General features: G+C 67.4%; 9 protein-coding genes. 6 read left to right on the top strand and 3 right to left on the bottom strand.

All coding sequences use genetic code 11. The features are described 5' to 3' along the window. Positions 1 to 318: 318 nt before the first annotated feature. Positions 319 to 1,107: a hypothetical protein gene (locus AAF604_23680; GenBank protein MEM7052685.1), complete on the top strand. Its 789-nt coding sequence runs from the start codon at positions 319 to 321 to the stop codon at positions 1,105 to 1,107. A gap of 352 nt (positions 1,108 to 1,459) precedes the next feature. Here the strand turns inward: AAF604_23680 and AAF604_23675 are convergent, their stop codons facing one another. The 3 genes from AAF604_23675 to AAF604_23665 are packed head-to-tail and all read right to left on the bottom strand — an operon-like array spanning position 1,460 to position 6,977. Beyond that, positions 1,460 to 3,451, bottom strand: a complete 1,992-nt coding sequence (locus AAF604_23675) for a tetratricopeptide repeat protein (GenBank protein ID MEM7052684.1) — start codon at positions 3,449 to 3,451, stop codon at positions 1,460 to 1,462. Further along, complete coding sequence (locus AAF604_23670; protein MEM7052683.1) at positions 3,448 to 5,127, bottom strand: CRTAC1 family protein; 1,680 nt, start codon at positions 5,125 to 5,127, stop codon at positions 3,448 to 3,450. The genes AAF604_23675 and AAF604_23670 overlap by 4 nt, the downstream gene beginning before the upstream one ends. Beyond that, positions 5,124 to 6,977 carry a CRTAC1 family protein gene (locus AAF604_23665; GenBank protein ID MEM7052682.1) on the bottom strand — a complete coding sequence of 618 codons (1,854 nt, stop codon included), beginning with the start codon at positions 6,975 to 6,977 and terminating at the stop codon, positions 5,124 to 5,126. Before AAF604_23665 ends, AAF604_23670 begins: the two co-directional genes overlap by 4 nt. Before the next feature lie 372 nt (positions 6,978 to 7,349). Between AAF604_23665 and AAF604_23660 the strand changes: the two genes are divergently transcribed. The 5 genes from AAF604_23660 (at position 7,350) to AAF604_23640 (ending at position 19,035) form a co-directional block, all read left to right on the top strand. Beyond that, the gene (locus tag AAF604_23660; GenBank protein MEM7052681.1) at positions 7,350 to 10,355 is read left to right on the top strand and encodes a TonB-dependent receptor; all 3,006 of its coding nucleotides are present in this window, start codon (positions 7,350 to 7,352) and stop codon (positions 10,353 to 10,355) included. Between the two features lie 531 nt (positions 10,356 to 10,886). Next, positions 10,887 to 13,892, top strand: coding sequence for a carboxypeptidase regulatory-like domain-containing protein (locus tag AAF604_23655; protein ID MEM7052680.1), 3,006 nt, complete (start codon positions 10,887 to 10,889; stop codon positions 13,890 to 13,892). Positions 13,893 to 14,063: 171 nt separating this feature from the next. Next, positions 14,064 to 15,851: a VWA domain-containing protein gene (locus tag AAF604_23650; GenBank protein MEM7052679.1), complete on the top strand. Its 1,788-nt coding sequence runs from the start codon at positions 14,064 to 14,066 to the stop codon at positions 15,849 to 15,851. After that, positions 15,848 to 17,857 carry a tetratricopeptide repeat protein gene (locus AAF604_23645; protein MEM7052678.1) on the top strand — a complete coding sequence of 670 codons (2,010 nt, stop codon included), beginning with the start codon at positions 15,848 to 15,850 and terminating at the stop codon, positions 17,855 to 17,857. Before AAF604_23650 ends, AAF604_23645 begins: the two co-directional genes overlap by 4 nt. Next, on the top strand, positions 17,854 to 19,035 hold the full coding sequence (locus tag AAF604_23640) for a VWA domain-containing protein (GenBank protein ID MEM7052677.1): 1,182 nt from the start codon (positions 17,854 to 17,856) through the stop codon (positions 19,033 to 19,035). The genes AAF604_23645 and AAF604_23640 overlap by 4 nt, the downstream gene beginning before the upstream one ends. Positions 19,036 to 19,314 lie beyond the last annotated feature (279 nt).

Below are 19,314 nucleotides of genomic sequence, written 5' to 3'. Positions count from 1 at the left end.
GGTCGCGTCACCGCCCGCGGGGGGTTCACCGTGTTGCCCCCCGTGTCGCGCCGCCACCGCCTGTCGGCGGGTGGCGGCTCTTCTCTTTACCTCCGACTCGGCCACCGCCGATCGTCCACTCCCCCTCCCTCTACCGGGGAATCAGTCCGCCGCTCCCCTCCCTGACCTTCGACAGGTCTCCCCCCTCCCCAAGGCCGGGTGTTCAGGTCCCACCATCTGCCCTCCGAAGTTCGGAAGTTCGGGGGCAGCCGCGATGCCACCGTCGCAGCCAAGATGAGCCCGTTGGAACACAACACGAATCTTTCAAGGGAGCTCGTCATGACCCAAGCCATCGCAAACCCGTCTCGCTTCGCCCTCACCGGGCTGACGCTGATTGCTCTTCTGCTCATCCCCGCCATCGCCCAGGCCGGCGCCACCAAGGACTTCACCCGCGCCGGCGTCCTGGTGGGGGCCGACGACGACAACCAGGACAACCCGCTGGTGCAGCCCGCCGACTCGGCGATCAACCAGTCCCTCGACAACGCCGACATCCTCGAAGGCCAGGACGGCCCCGACGTGCTGATCGGTCTCAACGGCGCCGACGTGCTCAACGGTGGCAGCGATGCGGACATCCTGATCGGCGGACCCGAGGCCTTCGTCGCCCCTAACAAGGACATCATCCTTGGCGGCTCCGGCAACGACGTCAACATCTGGGCACCGGGTGACGGCAGCGACGCCTTCCTCGGCGGCGAAGGCGACTTCGACGCCATGGTCTTCGGCGTTCTCGACCGCGACGCCGGCGGTGTGCCCCTGCTCAGCGACTCGCCCTTCCGCCGCCGCACCGGTATCCCCACCGCCGAGGTCACCAACCAGCCCGGCTTCTGCGTCCTCGAGCGGGTCGATCGCAACCTCACCGGCTTCGACTGGTTCGTGCGCTTCTTCACCTTCTCCGACGGCCTGCTCAAGGTGACCGTCCGCCTGCGCGATGTCGAGCAGCTCTTCTGCACCAGCCCCAACGGCGGCGCCATCACCTACGCCAACTTGACCGTCGCCAACCCGGAGCTCGAGGAAGTCACCCTGGAAGAGGTCTCCGCCGCCAACCCGCTGGTCGGCGCCATCATCAGGTAGCAGGCTACTGAAAAAGTCGCGTGGCGACTTATTCAGCGCCTGCCGTCTGTTTCAGGGGGGCTAGAGGCGCCCCCCTCGGCCGCACGCACATGTCGTGCGGCCTCTCCCCCGACCTCGGCACCTAGCGGCGCCGCCTCGCCCGTTGGGCTCGGGATCTCTACAGGAGCGAAGATTCTTCAAGGATCTGCTAGCAGACTGCTGAAAGAGCCGAGAGTCCTCAATCGCACAATCTCCCTGCCTTCTCGACGCAACCCCCGAGAAGGTTCCCCTCGGACCATGACCTCACGGCGGTCGGTCCGAGGGGACTTTTTGTTTCTACCGAAAGTCGCCGCGCGACCTTTTCAGCGGGCCTCTAACGCAAATCCACCAAGAGCTCGTCGGGGCCCTGGCTGATCCAGGCACGCCCGGCCTCGAAGGCCTCGAGGCGCTCACCCGACGACGACAAACCGCGCTCTAGCTCGACGGCACGCGGAAAGAGGCCGGCCTCGGCGTGGGCCAGGGCGAGGACCGAGCGGACCTGCCGGGAATCGTCCTCCTCGGCGAGGCGGCGAGCAATCTCCAGGGCCAGAGCGCCGTCGCGCACCCGAACATCGGGCGCCGAGGCCAACAAGCGCACCTGGGTGAGGGCGAAGGCGCGATCCCGTGGAAAGCTGCGCAGGGCGTCCTGCAGCGCGACTCGACACTCGCCGTAGCGCTCGCCGAGCAGCAACGACACCACCCGGCCACGATGGGCCGCCGCCGACCGCGGCGCCGCCGCCAGCAGGCGAGCGAACTCCTCCGCCGCCTCGTCATAGCGGCCGAGATGGCCGAGCACCGAAGCCAGGCCGAGGCGTGCCGGCAAGGCCGAGCCATCCTGCTCGAGGACCTCCCGATAGGCGACGATGGCTCCGGCGTGATCACCGGCGCGTACCCGCGCCTCGGCGGCGGCGAGCAGGGTTGGTGAATCGCTCTCCCCGGCGAGTCGCTGGAGGGCGGCGCGCTCGCGGCTCGCCGCCCGGCTCTCGCCGAGGGCCTCGAAGGCCCGCATCAAGCGCTGCCGGAGGGCCGGGTCGCGGGGATCGGCGGCGGCGGCCTGGCGAAAATCCTCGAGCGCCTCGGCCCGCTCGCCGAGCTGCAGCAGGACGGTACCGCGCTTCTCGAGCAGGACCGGAGAGGCTTGCGGCATGGCTGCGATCAGAGCGTCGAACTCCTGGCGGGCCTCTTGCCAGCGCTGCTGCCGAGCCAACGAGTTGGCGAGGGCCAGGCGCACCGCCGGTTGATCCGGAGCCGCGCCGAGGGAGCGGCGGAAGAGATCGATGGCCTCGCCCTCGCGGTCGAGACGCACCAGCAAACTGCCGAGGAAACGCGTCGCTTCGCCGACTTCGGCCGCCGGCGTCGCCGAGTCGGCCCGGTCCAAGCCTTCGGCCAAGGCCTGTGCCGCACCCACCGTGTCCCCCAGTCCGTCGAGGGCGACGGCCACACCGCGATGCGCCTGGAGCTGGCCGCCATCGCGCGCAATCGCCTCACGGTAGGCCCCGACGGCGTCTTCGAAGCGCTGATCGTCGAGCGCCTCGGCGCCCTGCATGAGGTAGAACTGCGAGCTCTCCGCCACCGAGGCCAGGGAGTTGATCAGCGGATCGGGAATGCGCGTCGCCACATCGCCCCGGCGCGCCAGAGCAGTGTCGGCGGCCTCGCTCCGGCCGAGCTCGCGCAGCGCCTGGGACAGCGCGTAGTAGACGCCGGAAGCCCGCGGCTCGAGCTCGAGGGCGCGCTCGAAGGCCGCCACCGCCGCCGCCGCATCGCCCTCCATCGCCGCCACCCGACCGAGCCCTTCGTGGCCGGCGGCCGCCTGCGGGTCGAGCTCGAGGGCGCGCTCGAAGGCGCGACGCGCCTCCGCCCCGTCCCCGAGATCGAGATGGGCCCGTCCGAGGCGCAGGGGCAAGGGCAGAAAGTCCGGTGCTCGGGACTGGGCTCGGCGATAGCGCTCGACCGCCTCCGGTAGGCGGCCCTGGACCCCCAGCAGGTACCCCTGGAGATAGGTCCAGCGGTAGTCGTCCGGCTGCAGCCGCGCAGCGTTCTCGAGGCACACCTCGGCAGCGGCCAGGAACTCATAGGCGACATAGAGCAGCCCGAGCTCGCCGAAAGTCTCCGCCGCCGCCTCGCGCCCCACCGGCGTCGCCTCCGCCGCCAGCAGATCGTCGAGGGACCGGCGTTTGCCCTCGAGCTGCTCGCGAGCCCCCTCCTCGGCGCTCGCCAGATCGAGAGCCGGCAGCGGCGCGAGGTCCGGCCAGGACGAACCGCCGCAGGATGGGAGCGCGACGAGGACGAGGCCAGCGAGGAGCCGACGGCACCACCGGCGGTTCATCGCTCCACCCCCAGGCTGTCTCCGGCTCCCTGCCGCAGGGTGCTGTAGCGACCGCGGGGAAGGTCGCGCCAAGCCTCGACGGTGCCGTCCGGCCATCGCACCTCGAGGGTGGCGGCCGTCGCCGCCGCGCCGGTGAGTTGCCAGCGCCAGTCGCTGACGCTGGCATAGCTGCCGCCAGCGAGCTGCCAGCGGTGGCGCCCCGCGCCGTCGACAGCGACGGCCCCGGTCGCCGGACCGCCGGCAGCGGTCTCGAGGACCACGCCGCTCCAGGAGCCGACGGGCACTCCGGCGCGCAGGTAGAGGCGGACCGGACCATGATTGTTGGTCACCAACACATCGAGATCTCCATCGTTGTCGACATCGCCGGTGAGCAGTCCGCGGCTGACCTCGGACCGACCTCCACCGGGAGGGGAATCGGCCGTGAAGCGCCCGTCGCGGGCCCGGAATAGCTGATTCTCCTCGTGCAGAGGATACGCCTCTCCCGCCTGCACCAGCTCTTCGCGGGTTTGCACGGCGCCGTTGACCACCAGCAGATCGAGGGCGCCGTCGCGGTCGTCGTCGAGCCAGACGGCGCCGAAACCGGTGTTCACGACGCTCGGTCCGCCGAGGCCGACGACCGCCGTGTCGTCGCGGAAGCGACCGCCGCCGAGATTGCGGTAGAGGGTGTTGGTCTCGACCACCAGATGGGTGAGCAGGAGATCGAGGTCGCCATCGGCGTCGAAGTCGTCGGCCGCGATCCCCATGCTGGCCTCGGCTTTGCCGGAACCGTTGACGGCGAGGCCGGCGGTCAGGGCCGACTCTTCGAAGCGGCCGTCACCGCGGTTGAGCCACAGGTGGTTGGAGGTGGCGTCGTTGGCGACATAGAGATCGAGGCGGCCATCGCCGTCGAAGTCCGCCGCCAGCGCCCCGAGGGCGGCGCCGGGGGCCGTGGTGCCCCGAGCCAGACCGACCTCGGCGGTGACGTCCTCGAAGGTACCGTCACCGCGGTTGCGCCACAGGCGGTCCTCGACGGGCGGGAAATTGAGCGCACCGCAATAGTCCCGGCGACCGGCCGTGGTGGTGCAGCGAGGGGCGGTGGCGGGATCGTGCTCGAGGTAGTTGCCGACATAGAGGTCGCTCCAGCCGTCGCCGTCATAGTCGAAGAACAAGGTCGGCACGCTCCAGCGCTCCTCCTCCACGCCGGCGCGGGCGGTGACGTCTTCGAAGGTGCCGTCGCCGCGGTTGCGCCACAGGCGGTTGGGCCCGTCGTTGGTGACGTAGAGGTCCAGCCAGCCATCGTTGTCGTAGTCGGCGACCGCCACCGCCATGCCGTAGTCCTGCTCCACCAGGGCGCTGGCGGCGGTGACATCGCGAAACTGCGGCACGCCATCGACCGTGCCTTCATTGCGATAGAGCCGGTCGCCGGGCCGCTCGGCCGGCTGCTTCAGCGATCCGCCCTGCACCAGGAAAAGGTCGAGATCGCCGTCGCGGTCGAAGTCGAAGAGCGCTCCCCCGCTCCCCATCACCTCACCGATGGTGAAGCTGCCATCCATCCCGTTGTCGTGGACGAAGTCGAGGCCCGAGGCGACGGTGGCGTCGATCCAGCGCGGCTCCGGAACACCGCCGCAGGACCAACAGCTGACCGCCGCGACCAGGGCGAGGAGCCCTTTCGGGGTGGCTCGCAGATGCTGGGTCATGGCTCGGCCGCCGAGGGCGAGCTGGCCCCCGACGGTGAGATCTCCTCGCCCTGACCCTGGACCAGGGTCGTGTAGACCCCCGTCGGCGGCGCCGCGAAGCGCTCGACGCGACCGTCGGGCCAGCGTACCTCGACGGCGTCGACTTCCCGCTCGCCGCCGAGGCCAAAGAGAACGCGCGGATCGTGGGCGGCGTTGTAGCTGCCTTCGCTGCGCACCCGGCGGAGCCGCCGCTCCCCGCTGGCGGTGCGCAAGGTCACCCGGGCGCCGAGCGCATCGCCGCCGCTGGGCCCGACCAGTCGCAGCCCGAGCCAGCCGGCATCCTGCCCCAGGCGATTTTCGAGCAGGCGCACCTCACCACTGTTGTTGACCACCAGGACATCGACGTCGCCATCGTTGTCGATGTCGCCGAAGGCGGCCCCACGGCTGACCTCGGAAAGCTCGAAGACCTCGCCGGCACTGGCGGTGGTCTCGACGAAGCGGCCGTCGCCGAGATTGCGGAAGAGCTGGTTGCGCTGATGTAGCGGAAAGGGGTCGCCGGAGGCCACCAGGGCCGGGATCATGGTGACGGCGCCATTGACCACCAGGAGATCGAGGTGGCCGTCGTTGTCGTAGTCCAGCCAACCAGAGCCGAAGGCGGTGAACGGCAGGCTCGGCGAAGCCAGACCGGCGCTGCTGGTGCGGTCGTCGAAGCGGCCCCGGCCATCGTTTCGGTAAAGGGTGTTGCTCTCCTTGATCAGATGGGCCAAGAAGAGGTCTTCATCGCCATCGTTGTCGAAGTCGCCGGCATCGACTCCCATGCTGGCCTCGGCCGCACCGCTGCCATTGACCGCGCTGCCCGCCGCCAGGGCCGCGTCCCGGAAGCCCCCCTCGCGGTCGTTGACCCACTGGCCATTGGGCTTGCCGTCGTTGGCGACATAGAGGTCGAGCCAGTCGTCGCCATCGAGATCGGCGACGGTCACGCCGAGGGTGGGCAGGCGCTGCCGGCCGAGGCCGGCGGCGGCCGTCACGTCCTCGAAGGTGCCGTCCCCGCGGTTGCGCAGCAGACGATCCGCCTGCGAGGGATAGGCCCCCGGACCACAGTAGTCGGGCGCCCCGGTGAGACTGCGACAAACCGTTTCGCCGGAGTGATCGAACTCGACGTTGTTGCCGATGAAGAGGTCGAGCCAGCCATCGCGGTCATAGTCGACGAAGGCCGCCGTCACGCTCGACCGCCGATCGTCGGCGCCGGCCGCCTCGGTGACGTCTTCGAAGGCACCGCCACCGAGATTCCGCAACAGTTGATTCGAGCCCAGGTTGGCGAGATACAGGTCGAGGCGACCGTCGCCATCGAAGTCGCCGGTGGCGACTCCGCAGCCATATCCGGTGGCCGCCACCCCCAGGCCAGCGCTGCCATCGACAAAGGCCACCTCACCGCTCTCGGCCAGGCGGTTGAGGAAGAGGCGGTCCCGCGGCGGCCGCTCGGACGGTGCCTCGGTGGCGTCGTCGAACTCTTTGCCGGGTCCCAGCATGGCGCCCTGCAAAAGGTAGACATCGAGGTCACCATCGCCGTCGAAATCGCCGAAGGCGCCGCCGGCGCAAGTGATCTCCGAGAGATAGAGCTCGCCGGACATTCCGTTGAAGTGGCGGAACTCGAGACCCGAGGCGGCGGCGATGTCGCGAAAGACCTCGCCGTCGGAACCCGCCCGCGAGGGTACCGACGACGGCCCGTCGTCCCGAGACGAAGGGGTTCCGCAGCCCATGACGGCGGCCGCCAACGCCAGCGCAACGGCGATCTCGCGGCCCTTCGGGGCCTTACCAAGACGACGGTGGCCCGGGGCTGGCTGCGGCGAGGTTGGCGGCAAGGCGTCCATGGTCGAGAGGGGGGATCGTAACAGGCTCTCGGCGGCGCAGAAGGCAACTGCATTTCAAGCCATGCCCAAGGGGCGATGGCACAGTTCCTGTGACGATGCCGATACATTCAAATTTCCGTACGCCGGATTCAAGGAGCAAGACGGGAGGACCTTCGAATGACCATCGACAAACCTCACAAGCCATTTAAATTCAGACACTTGAACAGAAAGTTCACAATGGCTTAAGGCTTGCAAAATAAGACTGGCGATGGACAGCGACCGATGAAGCCCGTGAGGGCGGCGGCTCGCTTTCGCTTCCGCGTCGGGGCGGTTCCCCGACCAACCGCTAGGCGCATCGAGTGGCGCCGACAACTTCTCATAGGAGTCCATCGCATGAAGACCACTGGCCATTGGAGTCGGGCCGTTCTCGTGGCAATCACCCTCGGCCTGCTACTGGCGCCGACGGTGTTCGCTCAGAACCCGACAGGCACTCTCAACGGACGCATCACCGACCAGGATGGAGCCGGTCTCCCCGGCGTCACCATCACGGCAGCGTCGCCGAGCCTGCAGGGCTCACGGGTCACCACCACCGGCGTCAACGGCGACTACAAGGTCGCCTTCCTGCCGCCCGGGGACTACCAGGTCACCTACGAGCTCGCGGGCTTCAAGACCTCGACCCAGCAGGTCAAGATCTCGGCCGCCAACGCCACTCTGTCGAACATCACTATGGAGCTCGGTGAGGTCAGCGAAGAGATCGTGGTGACCGCCGCCCAGGCGGCCATCTCGGAGACCGTCACCGGCGCCTCCAACATCACCCTCGATGAGCTCGAGAATCTGCCGGTGCAGCGCAGCATGGCTTCGGCGATCAATCTCGCACCGGGGGTCGCCAACACCGGCCCGAGCTCGGCGCCATCGATCTCCGGCGCCATGTCCTTCGAGAACCTCTGGCTGATCAACGGCGTGGTGATCAACGAGAACGTGCGCGGCTCGATCCTGCCGCTGTTCATCGAAGACGCCATTCAAGAGACCACCGTCGCCGTGTCCGGCATCTCCGCCGAGTACGGCCGCTTCACCGGCGGCGTCGTCAACTCGATCACCAAGTCCGGTGGTAACGAGTTCGAAGGCTCCTTCCGGGCCAACCTGACCAATGACGACTGGATCTCCGAGACGGAGCTCTCCGGCGAGCGCGTCGACGACATCAGCGAGACCTTCGAGGCCACCCTCGGCGGCTTCCTGTGGAAGGACCACCTGTGGTTCTTCGCCGCCGGCCGCGACCGCGAAACCAGCAACACCAACTCGACCGACCTGACCAACATCACCTATCCGACGAGCAACTCCGAGGAGCGCACCGAAGGCAAGCTGACGATCACGCCACACCCGAGCCACAGCGTCATCGGCTCGTACCTCGAGATCGAGCAAGTCCAGACCAACACCGATTTCGGAACCGTCCTCGATCTGCGCAGCCTGAACGCTCAGCGCGAGGACCCGCAGGAAATCCAGTCGGTGAACTACACCGGCATCCTGACCTCGAACCTGTTCCTCGAGGCCCAACTGTCGGAGCGTGAGTTCATCATCGCGCGCGGCGCCGGCGGTGTGCCGGACCTCATCGAGGGCACCCTCATCCGCACCCGCGGCGAGGGCTTCCGCTACTGGTCGCCGACCTTTTGCGGCTCCTGTGAAGATCAGTCCCGGGACAACGAGAACCAGCTCGTCAACCTGAGCTACTTCTTGACCACCGAGGGCGGCGGTACGCACGATCTCAAGGTCGGCTACGACACCTTCGAGGACAGCATCTTCTCGATCAACCACCAGACCGGTAGCGACTTCACGGTCTACGGCTCGGACGTCGTGCGCGACGCCGCTGGCAACATCGTTCTCGACAGCGCCAACGGCAGCCCGTTCCCGATCTTCGATCCCAACGCCTCGTCGACGCCCTGGATCCGCTGGTTCGCCATCTTCAACGAGGACCTCGCCCAGCCGACGTCCTTCCAGACCAACAGCTTCTATGTCAACGACTCTTGGCAGCTCAACGACAAGTGGAGCTTCAACGTCGGCGTGCGCTACGACGAGAACGACGGCACCAACAGTGCCGGCGCCACCGTCGCCAACGACGACAAGATCAGCCCCCGCCTCGGCGCCAGCTACGACATGCGCGGTGACGGCGAGTGGGTCTTCAACGCCAGCTACGGCTCCTATGTCGCGGCTCTGGTGGGCACCGGCAGCATCGGTGACGGTTCCTCCAACGGTGGTGCCGTCGGCGATTACCGGTTCGACTACGCCGGCCCGGCGATCAATACCAACTGCACTCCGAATGTCGATTGCCTGACCTCACCGGAGGTACTGCGCGAGGTCTTCGACTGGTACCAGTCGCAGGGCGGCGTGTTCGATCTCAGCCAGATCGACGAGAACGCTCCGATCTTCGACTTCCTGAACCGGATCAACATTCCGGGTGCCACCACCCAGGTGCGCGGCACCCTCGAGTCGCCGGGCGCCGAGGAGCTGACCTTCGGTGTCACCAAGCGTCTCGGCAGCAAGGGCCTCCTGCGTGCCGACGTCGTGCTGCGCGAATGGGAGGACTTCTACGGCAACAACACCACTCTCGCCAATGGCACGGTGCCGACTTCGTCGGGCCCGGCGGACCTGACCCTGATCGGCAACTTCGGTTCCGACCAGCTCAGCCGCGACTACACCGGCCTCCACACGCAGTTCCGCTACCGTTTCACCGATCGCTTCACCTTCGCGGGCAACTACAGCCTGTCCAATACCGAGGGCAACGTCAACGGCGAAACCACCCGCAGCGGCCCGATCCCGGCCACCATCCAGAGCTACCCTGAGTACATCCAGGCGAGCTGGAACTTTCCGGACGGTGACCTGCGCACGGATCAGCGCCACAAGCTGCGTGTCTGGGGCTCCTACGACCTGATCAACACCGGCTTCCACAACCTCAACGGCACCGTGCTGTTGAACTACTTCTCGGGCCAGCCTTACGGCGCCAATGCCAACATCGACCCGCGACCGTTCGTCGACAATCCGGGCTACCAGACGCCGCCAACCGCCGTGACCTACTTCTTCACGGACCGCGACGCCTTCCGCACGGACGACATCACGCGGGTCGACCTGGCCCTCAACTATGCCTTCACCTTCAACGCCTTCGGTCGCGGCGTCGAGCTGTTCCTGCAGCCGGAGGTGATCAACGTTCTCGATGCCGATGGCGTCATCGACCCCAACGGTCTCGACGCCAACGAAGGGATTACCTTGCTGGCTCCCTTCGATCCCTTCACCGAAACGCCGGTCGAGGGAGTGAACTACCGTCGCAATAGCAACTTCGGTCAACCGCTGAACGAGAACGACTTCCAGACGCCGCGGACCTTCCGGTTCTCGGTCGGATTCCGCTTCTAGGAGCGGCGATCAACCCTGCAGTACCAAGCCCCGGCCGACAGGCCGGGGCTTTTTCTTCCCGGAGGGCGAGCCTTTTCGGCTGGCGCTCCTCCCACCTCCGTAGTAGGATGGTGGGTGAATTCCGGCGTATGATTCAGCGTTTCCGCCAGCAGTGGAAGCGCCCTTCAACATCCAATCCGCTGGATTCAATGATTTGGAGTTCTGTCTTGAAACAGCACCGGTTGTGGGCAGCTAAAGCTCTCATCAGTCAGCACTTGCGGAGGAAACTCCCAGCCCGCCGGTCCAGTTTGCACGTTTTTTGTCCAAACCCCTCTGGGTAAAGGACTTGTAAAATTCCGTCTCGTCCCTGTAACGGTGGCCTACCGCTTGCAGCGCGAAGATGGAATGAATGGCTGAGGAACGTCACCTTTCTGTCGCATCGGCGACCTGATAGGGGATCTTCCGGAGATGGGACGCCTCGGACTTTGACTCCGGGGCCGAGTTTCAACCGCAGCTTCCGGCGTGAGGAAGCGTATGAAAGGAGTTAACCGAATGAGGACGACTGGCCACATGAGCCGGATCATCTTCTTGGGTATCGCCATCGGCCTACTGCTGGCGCCGACGGTGTTTGCCCAGAACCCCACCGGAACCCTCAACGGCCGCATCACCGATCAGGACGGTGCGGGCCTCCCGGGGGTCACCATCACGGCGACGTCGCCGAGCCTGCAGGGCTCTCGCGTCACCACGACTGGGGTCAACGGTGACTACAAGGTCGCCTTCCTCCCGCCTGGGGACTACCAGGTCACTTACGAGCTCGAGGGCTTCAAGACCTCGACTCAGCAGGTCAAGATCTCGGCCGCCAACGCCACTCTGTCGAACATCACGATGGAGCTCGGCGCGGTCAGCGAGGAGATCGTGGTCACCGCCGCCCAGGCAGCGATCTCGGAGAACATCACGGGTGCTTCGAACATCACCCTCGATGAGCTCGAGAACCTGCCGGTGCAGCGCAACATGGCCTCCGCCGTCAACCTGGCTCCGGGCGTCGCCAACACCGGCCCGAGCTCGGCACCGTCGATCTCCGGCGCCATGTCCTTCGAGAACCTCTGGCTGATCAACGGTGTGGTGATCAACGAGAACGTGCGCGGCTCCATCCTGCCGCTGTTCATCGAGGACGCCATCCAGGAGACCACCGTCGCCGTGTCCGGCATCTCCGCCGAGTACGGCCGTTTCACCGGTGGTGTCGTCAACTCGATCACCAAGTCCGGTGGTAACGAGTTCGAGGGCTCCCTGCGGGTCAACCTGACCAACGACGACTGGATCTCCGAGACCGAGCTCTCCGGCGAACGCGTCGACGACATCAGCGAGACCTTCGAGGCCACCCTCGGCGGTTTCCTGTGGAAGGACCACCTGTGGTTCTTCGCCGCCGGCCGCGACCTCGAGACCACCGGCTCGAACTCGACCGACATCACCAACATCACCTACGGCACCAGCGACTCCGAGGAGCGCACCGAGGGCAAGTTGACCGTCACGCCGCATCCGAGCCACAGCCTGATCGGCTCCTACCTCGAGATCGAGCGCGTGCGGACCAACACCGACTTCGGTACCGTCCTCGACCTGCGCAGCATCAACGCCATGCGCGAGGATCCGCAGGAGATTCAGTCGATCAACTACACCGGCATCCTGACCTCGAATCTGTTCGTCGAGGCCCAGCTGTCGGAGCGTGAGTTCATCATCGCGCGCGGCGCCGGCGGTGTGCCGGATCTCATCGAGGGTACCCTCATCCGGACCCGCGGCGAGGGCTTCCGCTACTGGTCGCCGACCTTCTGCGGCTCCTGCGAAGACCAGTCCCGCGACAACGAGAACCAGCTCGCCAACCTGAGCTACTTCCTGACCACCGAAGGTGCCGGTACGCACGACCTCAAGTTCGGCTACGACTCCTTCGAGGACAGCATCTTCTCGATCAACCACCAGACCGGTAGCGACTTCACGGTCTACGGCTCGGACGTCGTGCGCGACGCCGCCGGCAACATTGTCCTCGACAGTGTCAACGGCAGCCCGTTCCCGATCTTCGATCCCAACGCCTCGTCGCAGCCCTGGATTCGTTGGTTCGCGGTCTTCAACACCGACCTCGCCCAGCCGACGTCCTTCAAGACCAACAGCTTCTACGTCAACGACTCCTGGCAGCTCAATGACAAGTGGAGCTTCAACGTCGGCGTGCGCTACGACGAGAACGACGGCACCAACAGTGCCGGCGCCACCGTCGCCAACGACGACAAGATCAGCCCCCGTCTCGGCGCCAGCTATGACCTGCGCGGCGACGGCGAGTGGGTCTTCAACGCCAGCTACGGCTCCTACGTCGCGGCCCTCATCGGTACCGGCAACATCGCCGACGGCTCCTCCAACGGTGGCGCCATCGGTAACTACCGGTTCGACTACGAAGGTCCGGCCCTCAACACCAACTGCACCCCGAACGTCAACTGCCTGACCTCCCCCGAGGTCCTGCGCGAGGTGTTCGACTGGTACCAGTCCCTCGGCGGCGTGTTCGATCTCAACCAGATCGACGAGAACGCCCCGATCTTCAACTTCCTGACCCAGCTCAACGTTCCGGGTGCGACCACCCAGGTGCGCGGCACGTTCTCGTCGCCGGGCGCCGAGGAGCTCACCTTCGGCGTCACCAAGCGCCTGGGGAGCAAGGGTCTCTTCCGCGCTGACCTGGTCTACCGCGAGTGGGAAGACTTCTACGGCGACCGGACCACCGTCGACAACGGCACCGTCCAGACGTCGTCCGGTCCTGCGGACCTGACCCTGATCGGCAACTTCGGTTCCGACCAGCTCAGCCGCGAGTACACCGGTCTCCTCACCCAGTTCCGCTATCGCTTCACCGATCGCTTCACCCTGGCGGGCAACTACACGCTGTCCAACACGGAAGGCAACATCAACGGTGAGACGACCCGTAGCGGCCCGGTCTCCGGTGGCGTTCTCGACTATCCCGAGTACCGGGAGCGTCGTTGGAACTTCCCGGATGGTGACCTGCGCACCGACCAGCGCCACAAGCTGCGTGTCTGGGGTTCCTACGACCTCGTCAACACCGGCTTCCACAACCTGAACGGCACCGTGCTGCTCAACTACTTCTCGGGTCAGCCGTACGCGGCGAACGCCAACATCAACCCGAGTCCCTTCGTCAACAACCCGGGCTACCAGACGCCGCCGACCTCGATCAGCTACTTCTTCACTGATCGCGATGCCTTCCGCACGGACGACATCACGCGCGTCGACCTGTCCCTCAACTACTCCTTCACCTTCAACGTTTTCGGCCGCGGCATCGAGCTGTTCCTGCAGCCGGAGGTGATCAACGTTCTCGACGCCGACGGCGTCATCGACCCCAACGGTCTCGATGACAACGAGGGCGTCACCGTTCTGGCTCCGTTCAACCCCTTCACCGAGACTCCGGTCGAGGGCGTGAACTTCCGCCGCAACGACAACTTCGGCCAGCCGCTGAACGAGAACGACTTCCAGACGCCGCGGACCTTCCGGTTCTCGGTCGGCTTCCGCTTCTAGGTCTCACCAGACCCCGCGGAACGAAAGCCCCGGCCGTCAGGCCGGGGCTTTTTTCTTTAGGCTCGAGACGGTCTTTCTTCGCCAGCCTTGGAGTCCGCCCAACCTTTGTGCATACTGGAGGCACATAGATTCACCATGCCGGGAGACTCTTCTCCGGAGGAAGGACTCACCATGCAACTTCGTCTCAGGCATTCTCGAGCTCTCCGTGCCCTCGCCACGGCGGCGGCCCTCGCCCTGGCCTGCCCGCTGGCCGCTGCCGCCCAGGACCTGTTCCTCGACACCGTCGACGTACGGGTGATCAACGTCGAGGTGATGGTCACGGACAAGGACGGCGCCCCCGTCACCGGCCTCACCCGCGACGACTTCGAAGTCCTCGAAGACGGCGAGCCGGTCGAGCTCACCAACTTCCTCGCCATCGAGCAGAGGCAGGCCCGCGACCGCGAGGAGGCGGAGCTCCTCGGCGGCCCCACGGAGCCGGCCACCCGCAACCTCCAGCTCGTCGTCTTCGTCGACGAGAACAATCTCGACCCGCGCAATCGCAATCTGCTGTTCGACAAGCTCAAGGAGCTGCTCGACGGCAGCTGGGGGGCCGAGGATCAGGCCATGCTGGTCGCCCTCGGCGATACCCTGCGGGTCTCCGAGCCCTTCACCGGCGATGCCGAGCGCCTGCGCCAGGCGATCACCGAGCTCGAGCAGCGGGTGGGCGGCTTCTCGCGCACCATCGCCGACTACCGCGGCCTGCAGCGCGAGATCCAGCGCGCCGCCCTCGAGCCGCCCAACTCCGGCGGCTTCAGCAACCCACTTTTCGAGACCGCCGTTCTCGACGCCGAGCGCCTCGCCCGCCGGATCCGCACCGTCGCCGAGCAGCGCCGCGGCCAGACCCAGCACACGGTCGAGCACCTCGGACGCTTCGTGCGCACTCTGGCCAGCCTGCCGGGGCGCAAGGCGCTGCTCTTTCTGAGCGACGGCCTACCCACCCAGCCGGCCGATGCCCTGGTCGAGGCCTGGCGCGGCAAGTTCGAAGACTGGCTGATTCAGAACGGCCAGAACGGCGCCCTCGGCGAGCTCACCTGCCTGGGCTCCGGCGAGTTCGACACCACCCGCCTGATCGACGATCTGGTGGAAGAGGCGGCCGCCCAGCGCGTCGCCTTCTACCCCATCACGCCCGGCTCCCGCCTCGCCGGCAACGGCGTGTCGGCGGAGTTCGCCGGCAGCGGCACGACCGATGGCCGCGGCGCCTTCTCGCGCACCGCCCGCACCCTCGAGCAAATGAGTCTCGAGTCGAGCCTGCTGCGCCTCGCCGAGGAGACCGGCGGCGTCGCCTTCACCCGCACCAGCAACCTCGCCGGCCTGATGGCGCGGATCGAGAACGACGTCACCACCTTCTACTCGCTGGGCTACTCGCCGAGCCAACAGGCCGACGAGGAGTACCACGAGATCGAGATCCGCCTGCGCTCGCCGGAGGCCAAGGGCCTGGTGGTGAGGCACCTGCAGGGCTACCGTGAGAAGAACGAGCTCGAGGTCCTGCAGGACCAGACCCTGTCGGCGTTGCACTACGGCGTGACCGACAATGCCCTCGACGTCCGCCTCGAGCCGGGAGCGGCGGAAGCCACCGGCAAGGATCGCTTCGAAGTGCCGGTGATGGTAAAGATTCCGTTCGAGAAGCTCCTCCTGCTGCCCTCCGGCGAACGCCATCGGGGCCAGGTGACGCTGTTCGTGGCGGTGCGCGACGACCAGGGACGCATCTCGCCCTTCCAGCAGATCGACCTGCCAATCGAGATCCCTAACGAGCGCCTCTTCGAAGCCCTCACCGGAGCCGCCGCCTACCCCATGCGCCTGGCGATGCGCGGCGGCGCCCAGCGCATCGCCGTCGGAGCCCGTGATCGGGTGGCACGCATCGACGCCACCGTCAATCTCGAGATCGACGTCGGTGCGGAAAGTGAGCAGGGCTCGCGGTGAAACGCCGCCTCTGCCTCGTCGCCATCGCCTGCTTGCTCGGCGTCGTCCCAGGTCTGGCGGCACAGGACCTCGAAGAGCTCCTCGCGGAGCCCACGGCATCCCCCTTCGATGGTGACTGGGTGCTGCGCGGTCATGGCCTGCGCGGCGTCTCCGCCGCCGTCGCCGGCCGCGTCCTGACCGCCGCCGAAGGCGGCTCGATCGCGGTCGAGGTCTACGCCAGCCAGCCCCCGGGAGCGGCGCGACTGCCGCTGCTGGTCGAGATCGATGGCCCCTCGTTCCTCGCCGGGACCTCCGAGGAGCGCATTCGCGGCGAGCTCTTCGCCTACGCCATCGACTCCGAGGGAGTCATCGCCGGCCACCTTGCGGAAGCCTTCGGAATCGATCTGAGGCAGCTCGGAGAAGCCGTCTGGCAAAGCGGACTGAAGATCTTCGGAGCCCTCGATCTCGCCCCCGGGACTTACACCCTCCGCCTCTTGGTGCGCAACGCCACCTCGGGGCAGGAAACGCTGCTGCAGCGTCGCATCGCAATGCCTGCGGACGCCATCTTGTCGTTCCCGACGCCGGACGACCGGGACTCCTGGATCGCGATTCGCTCCTGGAGCCTGGGAGAGAGCGACGCCTACCCCTTCACCGCCGACGACGGCACCGTACGCTCGCCGGCGGCGCTGCCGGTCCTGAGCACCGAGCGACCGGCCCGGGGGCACTTCTGGGGCACTTCCGAGGATGGCGCCGTCGAGCTCCAAATCCGCGCTGCCGACGGCACCGTAACGCCGATCACGGCAGAGCGGGTCGGCGGCCAGCCCGCCGCCCTCACCTTCGAGGTTCCGGAGCTGGCGACCGGCGAGTACGAGCTCGCCCTCGTCGACCAACCGTCGCAGGCCATCCGGGTGCTGATTCTGGCGGATTCCGCCCGCGAGCGCTCACTGCAGTGGACCGACCTGCGCTGGCGCCTCGATGAGGCCACCGCCCTGGTCGACGCAGGGCCGATCGCGAGTCCCGATCAGCCGCGCAAACGGCGCGAGCGCAAACGCCTACGACAGCTCGCGGCGAGCTACCGCCAAGCCCTCGAGCCGCTGACCGAGAATCGCTCGGCGGCCGCCCTGGAGGCGGTCTTCGAGCTCGAATCGCAGTCCATCGGCTCGTCCCTCGGCAGCCTCGGCGACGGCGAGCTGCAGGCCGCCCGGGACCTCGCCGGCGACCGCCCGGCGACCCTGCTGCCGCTGATTCGCCTGCACCAGGAGCTCTACCGCCGCTACCAGGGACGGCGCGCCTACTCCCTCGGCAGTCACAGCCGTCTCCATGTCGAGCGTCTGATCGAGACCTACCTCGAGCTCGGCGGCGAGCCCGACCTCGGGGCCCAGGCCCTCGCCACCCTCGGCGGCCACCTGATCGCCGCCCACCTGCCGGCCAGCGGCAGCCGACTCCTGCAACGCGCCCGACAGCTCGACGCCGGCAACGAGGCGGCTCTCCTGGGGCTGGCGGTCCTGTTCGAGCGCCACGGCGCCTACGGCAAGGCCCGCAGCCTCCTCGATGAGCTGGTGAAGGCCCATCCGAGCCATGCCGAGGGGCGCCTGCGACTCGCCGTGAACCTCGCCCGCATGGGCGATCGGCGCGGTGCGGCGCAGGCCCTGGCGGGAGTCGACCTCGACCAGGCGCCGCCCTGGGTCGCCGCCCTGGTCCTCCAGGAGAGGGCCCGCCAACACCTCCAGCGCAAGGACTTCGAAGGCGCCCTGGCCCTGCTCCTCAGAGCCCGCGGCCGCTTGCCCGAGGATCCGGGCATCTCGCTTCTGCTGGCCCACGTCTACGACCGTCAGCGGGATCCTGCCCGCGCCCTCGAGATCGTTCACGGCATTCGCCCGAAGAGCGACCGCGAGTCACCCCGCAAACGCTACGACCGCCCGCCGGAGGAGTCCTTCGGCCGCGCCCGTCAGTCGTTGATCGAGGTGGCAGAGCAAGCCTTGCCGGGTCTCGGCGAGAAGCTCACCCAAGCCGGAGACAGACCATGAGCCGGCGCGCCCTCGGTGTTCTCCTGGCCGCCGCGGCGATGCTCTCCTCGGCCCCCCAGGTCGCCGCCCAGGAGGTCGATCTCATGTTGCTGGCCCCGCCCCGCACGCAACCCCTGATCGGCCCGTCACGGGCCGTCGTCGAGATCATCGGCGACGCTCCCGTCGATCGCATCGAGGTGCTGTTCGGCGATCAGGTCTTGGGCTTCAAGAGCGAGCCGCCGTGGGAGATCGAGTTTGATGCCGGGCCCGAGAATCGCCCCCGCAGCCTGCGCCTGCGGGCCTCCTTCCGGGGCTACACGATGGGCGAGATGGTGGCCGACTTCCCGGCCTTTCAGGTCGACTCGCAGATCGATGCCGAGCTGCGGCCGATCTATGTCACCGCCACCGCCCAGGGCCGCCGGGTGCTCCACCTCGGTCGCGAAGACTTCGAGATCTACGACGACGGCTCCCGCCAGCAGATCGTCACCTTCGGCCGCGGCGATGTCGAGATCACCGCCAGCATCCTGATCGACGCCAGCTCGAGCATGGCCGGCCGACGGCTGCGCTTCGCCCTGCGGGGCGCAGCCGCCTTCGTGCAAGGGCTGTCGAACCCGGAGGACGAGGCGGCGATTCGCTTGTTCTCGGACCGCCTCCTCCACGCCCCGCCCTTCGCCACCGATGCGCGCCGTGCCCTCGCCGGCCTGACCAAGGTCCGGGCCACCGGCGGCACCGCCCTCGCCGACCACCTCTACTTCGGCCTCAAGGAGCTCGAGGGGCGCCAGGGCCGACGGGTCCTGCTGCTGCTGACCGACGGCGTCGACAGCCACAGCACCCTCGAGATGGCCGACGTCGCCTGGCTGGCGCGGCGCAGCCGCGCCCAGATCTTCTGGATCCGCACCGACCCGCGAGATCGCGAGGAAGCCCGCTACTCGGCCTGGAAGGATCCCGACCGATACCGCGCCGAGTTTTCCCTGCTGCGCCGCATCGTCGACGACAGCGGCGGTCGGGTGATCACCCTCGACACCATCGATCAGACCGCGGTGGCGGTGCGCGAAGTGCTCGCCGAGCTGCGCGAGCAGTACGTGCTCGGCTTCCAGCCGACGGTGGTGCGCCACGATGGCAGCTGGCGCCGCCTGTCGGTGCGGGTCAAGCAGCCGGGAGTGCGGCTACGCTCCCGCGACGGCTACATCGACGACTAGCAGGCTGCTGAAAAAATCCGCTTCGCGGATTCCAGCGCCTGCTGTTTATTTCAGGGGGGCTAAAAGGCGCCCCCCTCAGGCGCGCGCGCATGTCGCGCGCCTTCACCCCCGTCCTCGGCGCCTTCGGCGCCGCCTCGCCCGCTGGGCTCGGGGTCCCACGCGGGCCGGAAGTCCTCGAACCTGAACTTATTCAGCGCCTGCTGTTTATTTCAGGGGGGCTAAAGGCGCCCCCCTCAGGCGCACGCACATGTCGTGCGCCTTCACCCCCGACCTCGGCGG

Source organism: Acidobacteriota bacterium, from assembly GCA_039028635.1.
Taxonomy (GTDB): Bacteria; Acidobacteriota; Thermoanaerobaculia; order Multivoradales; family JBCCEF01; genus JBCCEF01.
Note: the sequence above shows the minus strand (reverse complement) of the source record. Positions and strands in the feature narration are given on the sequence as shown.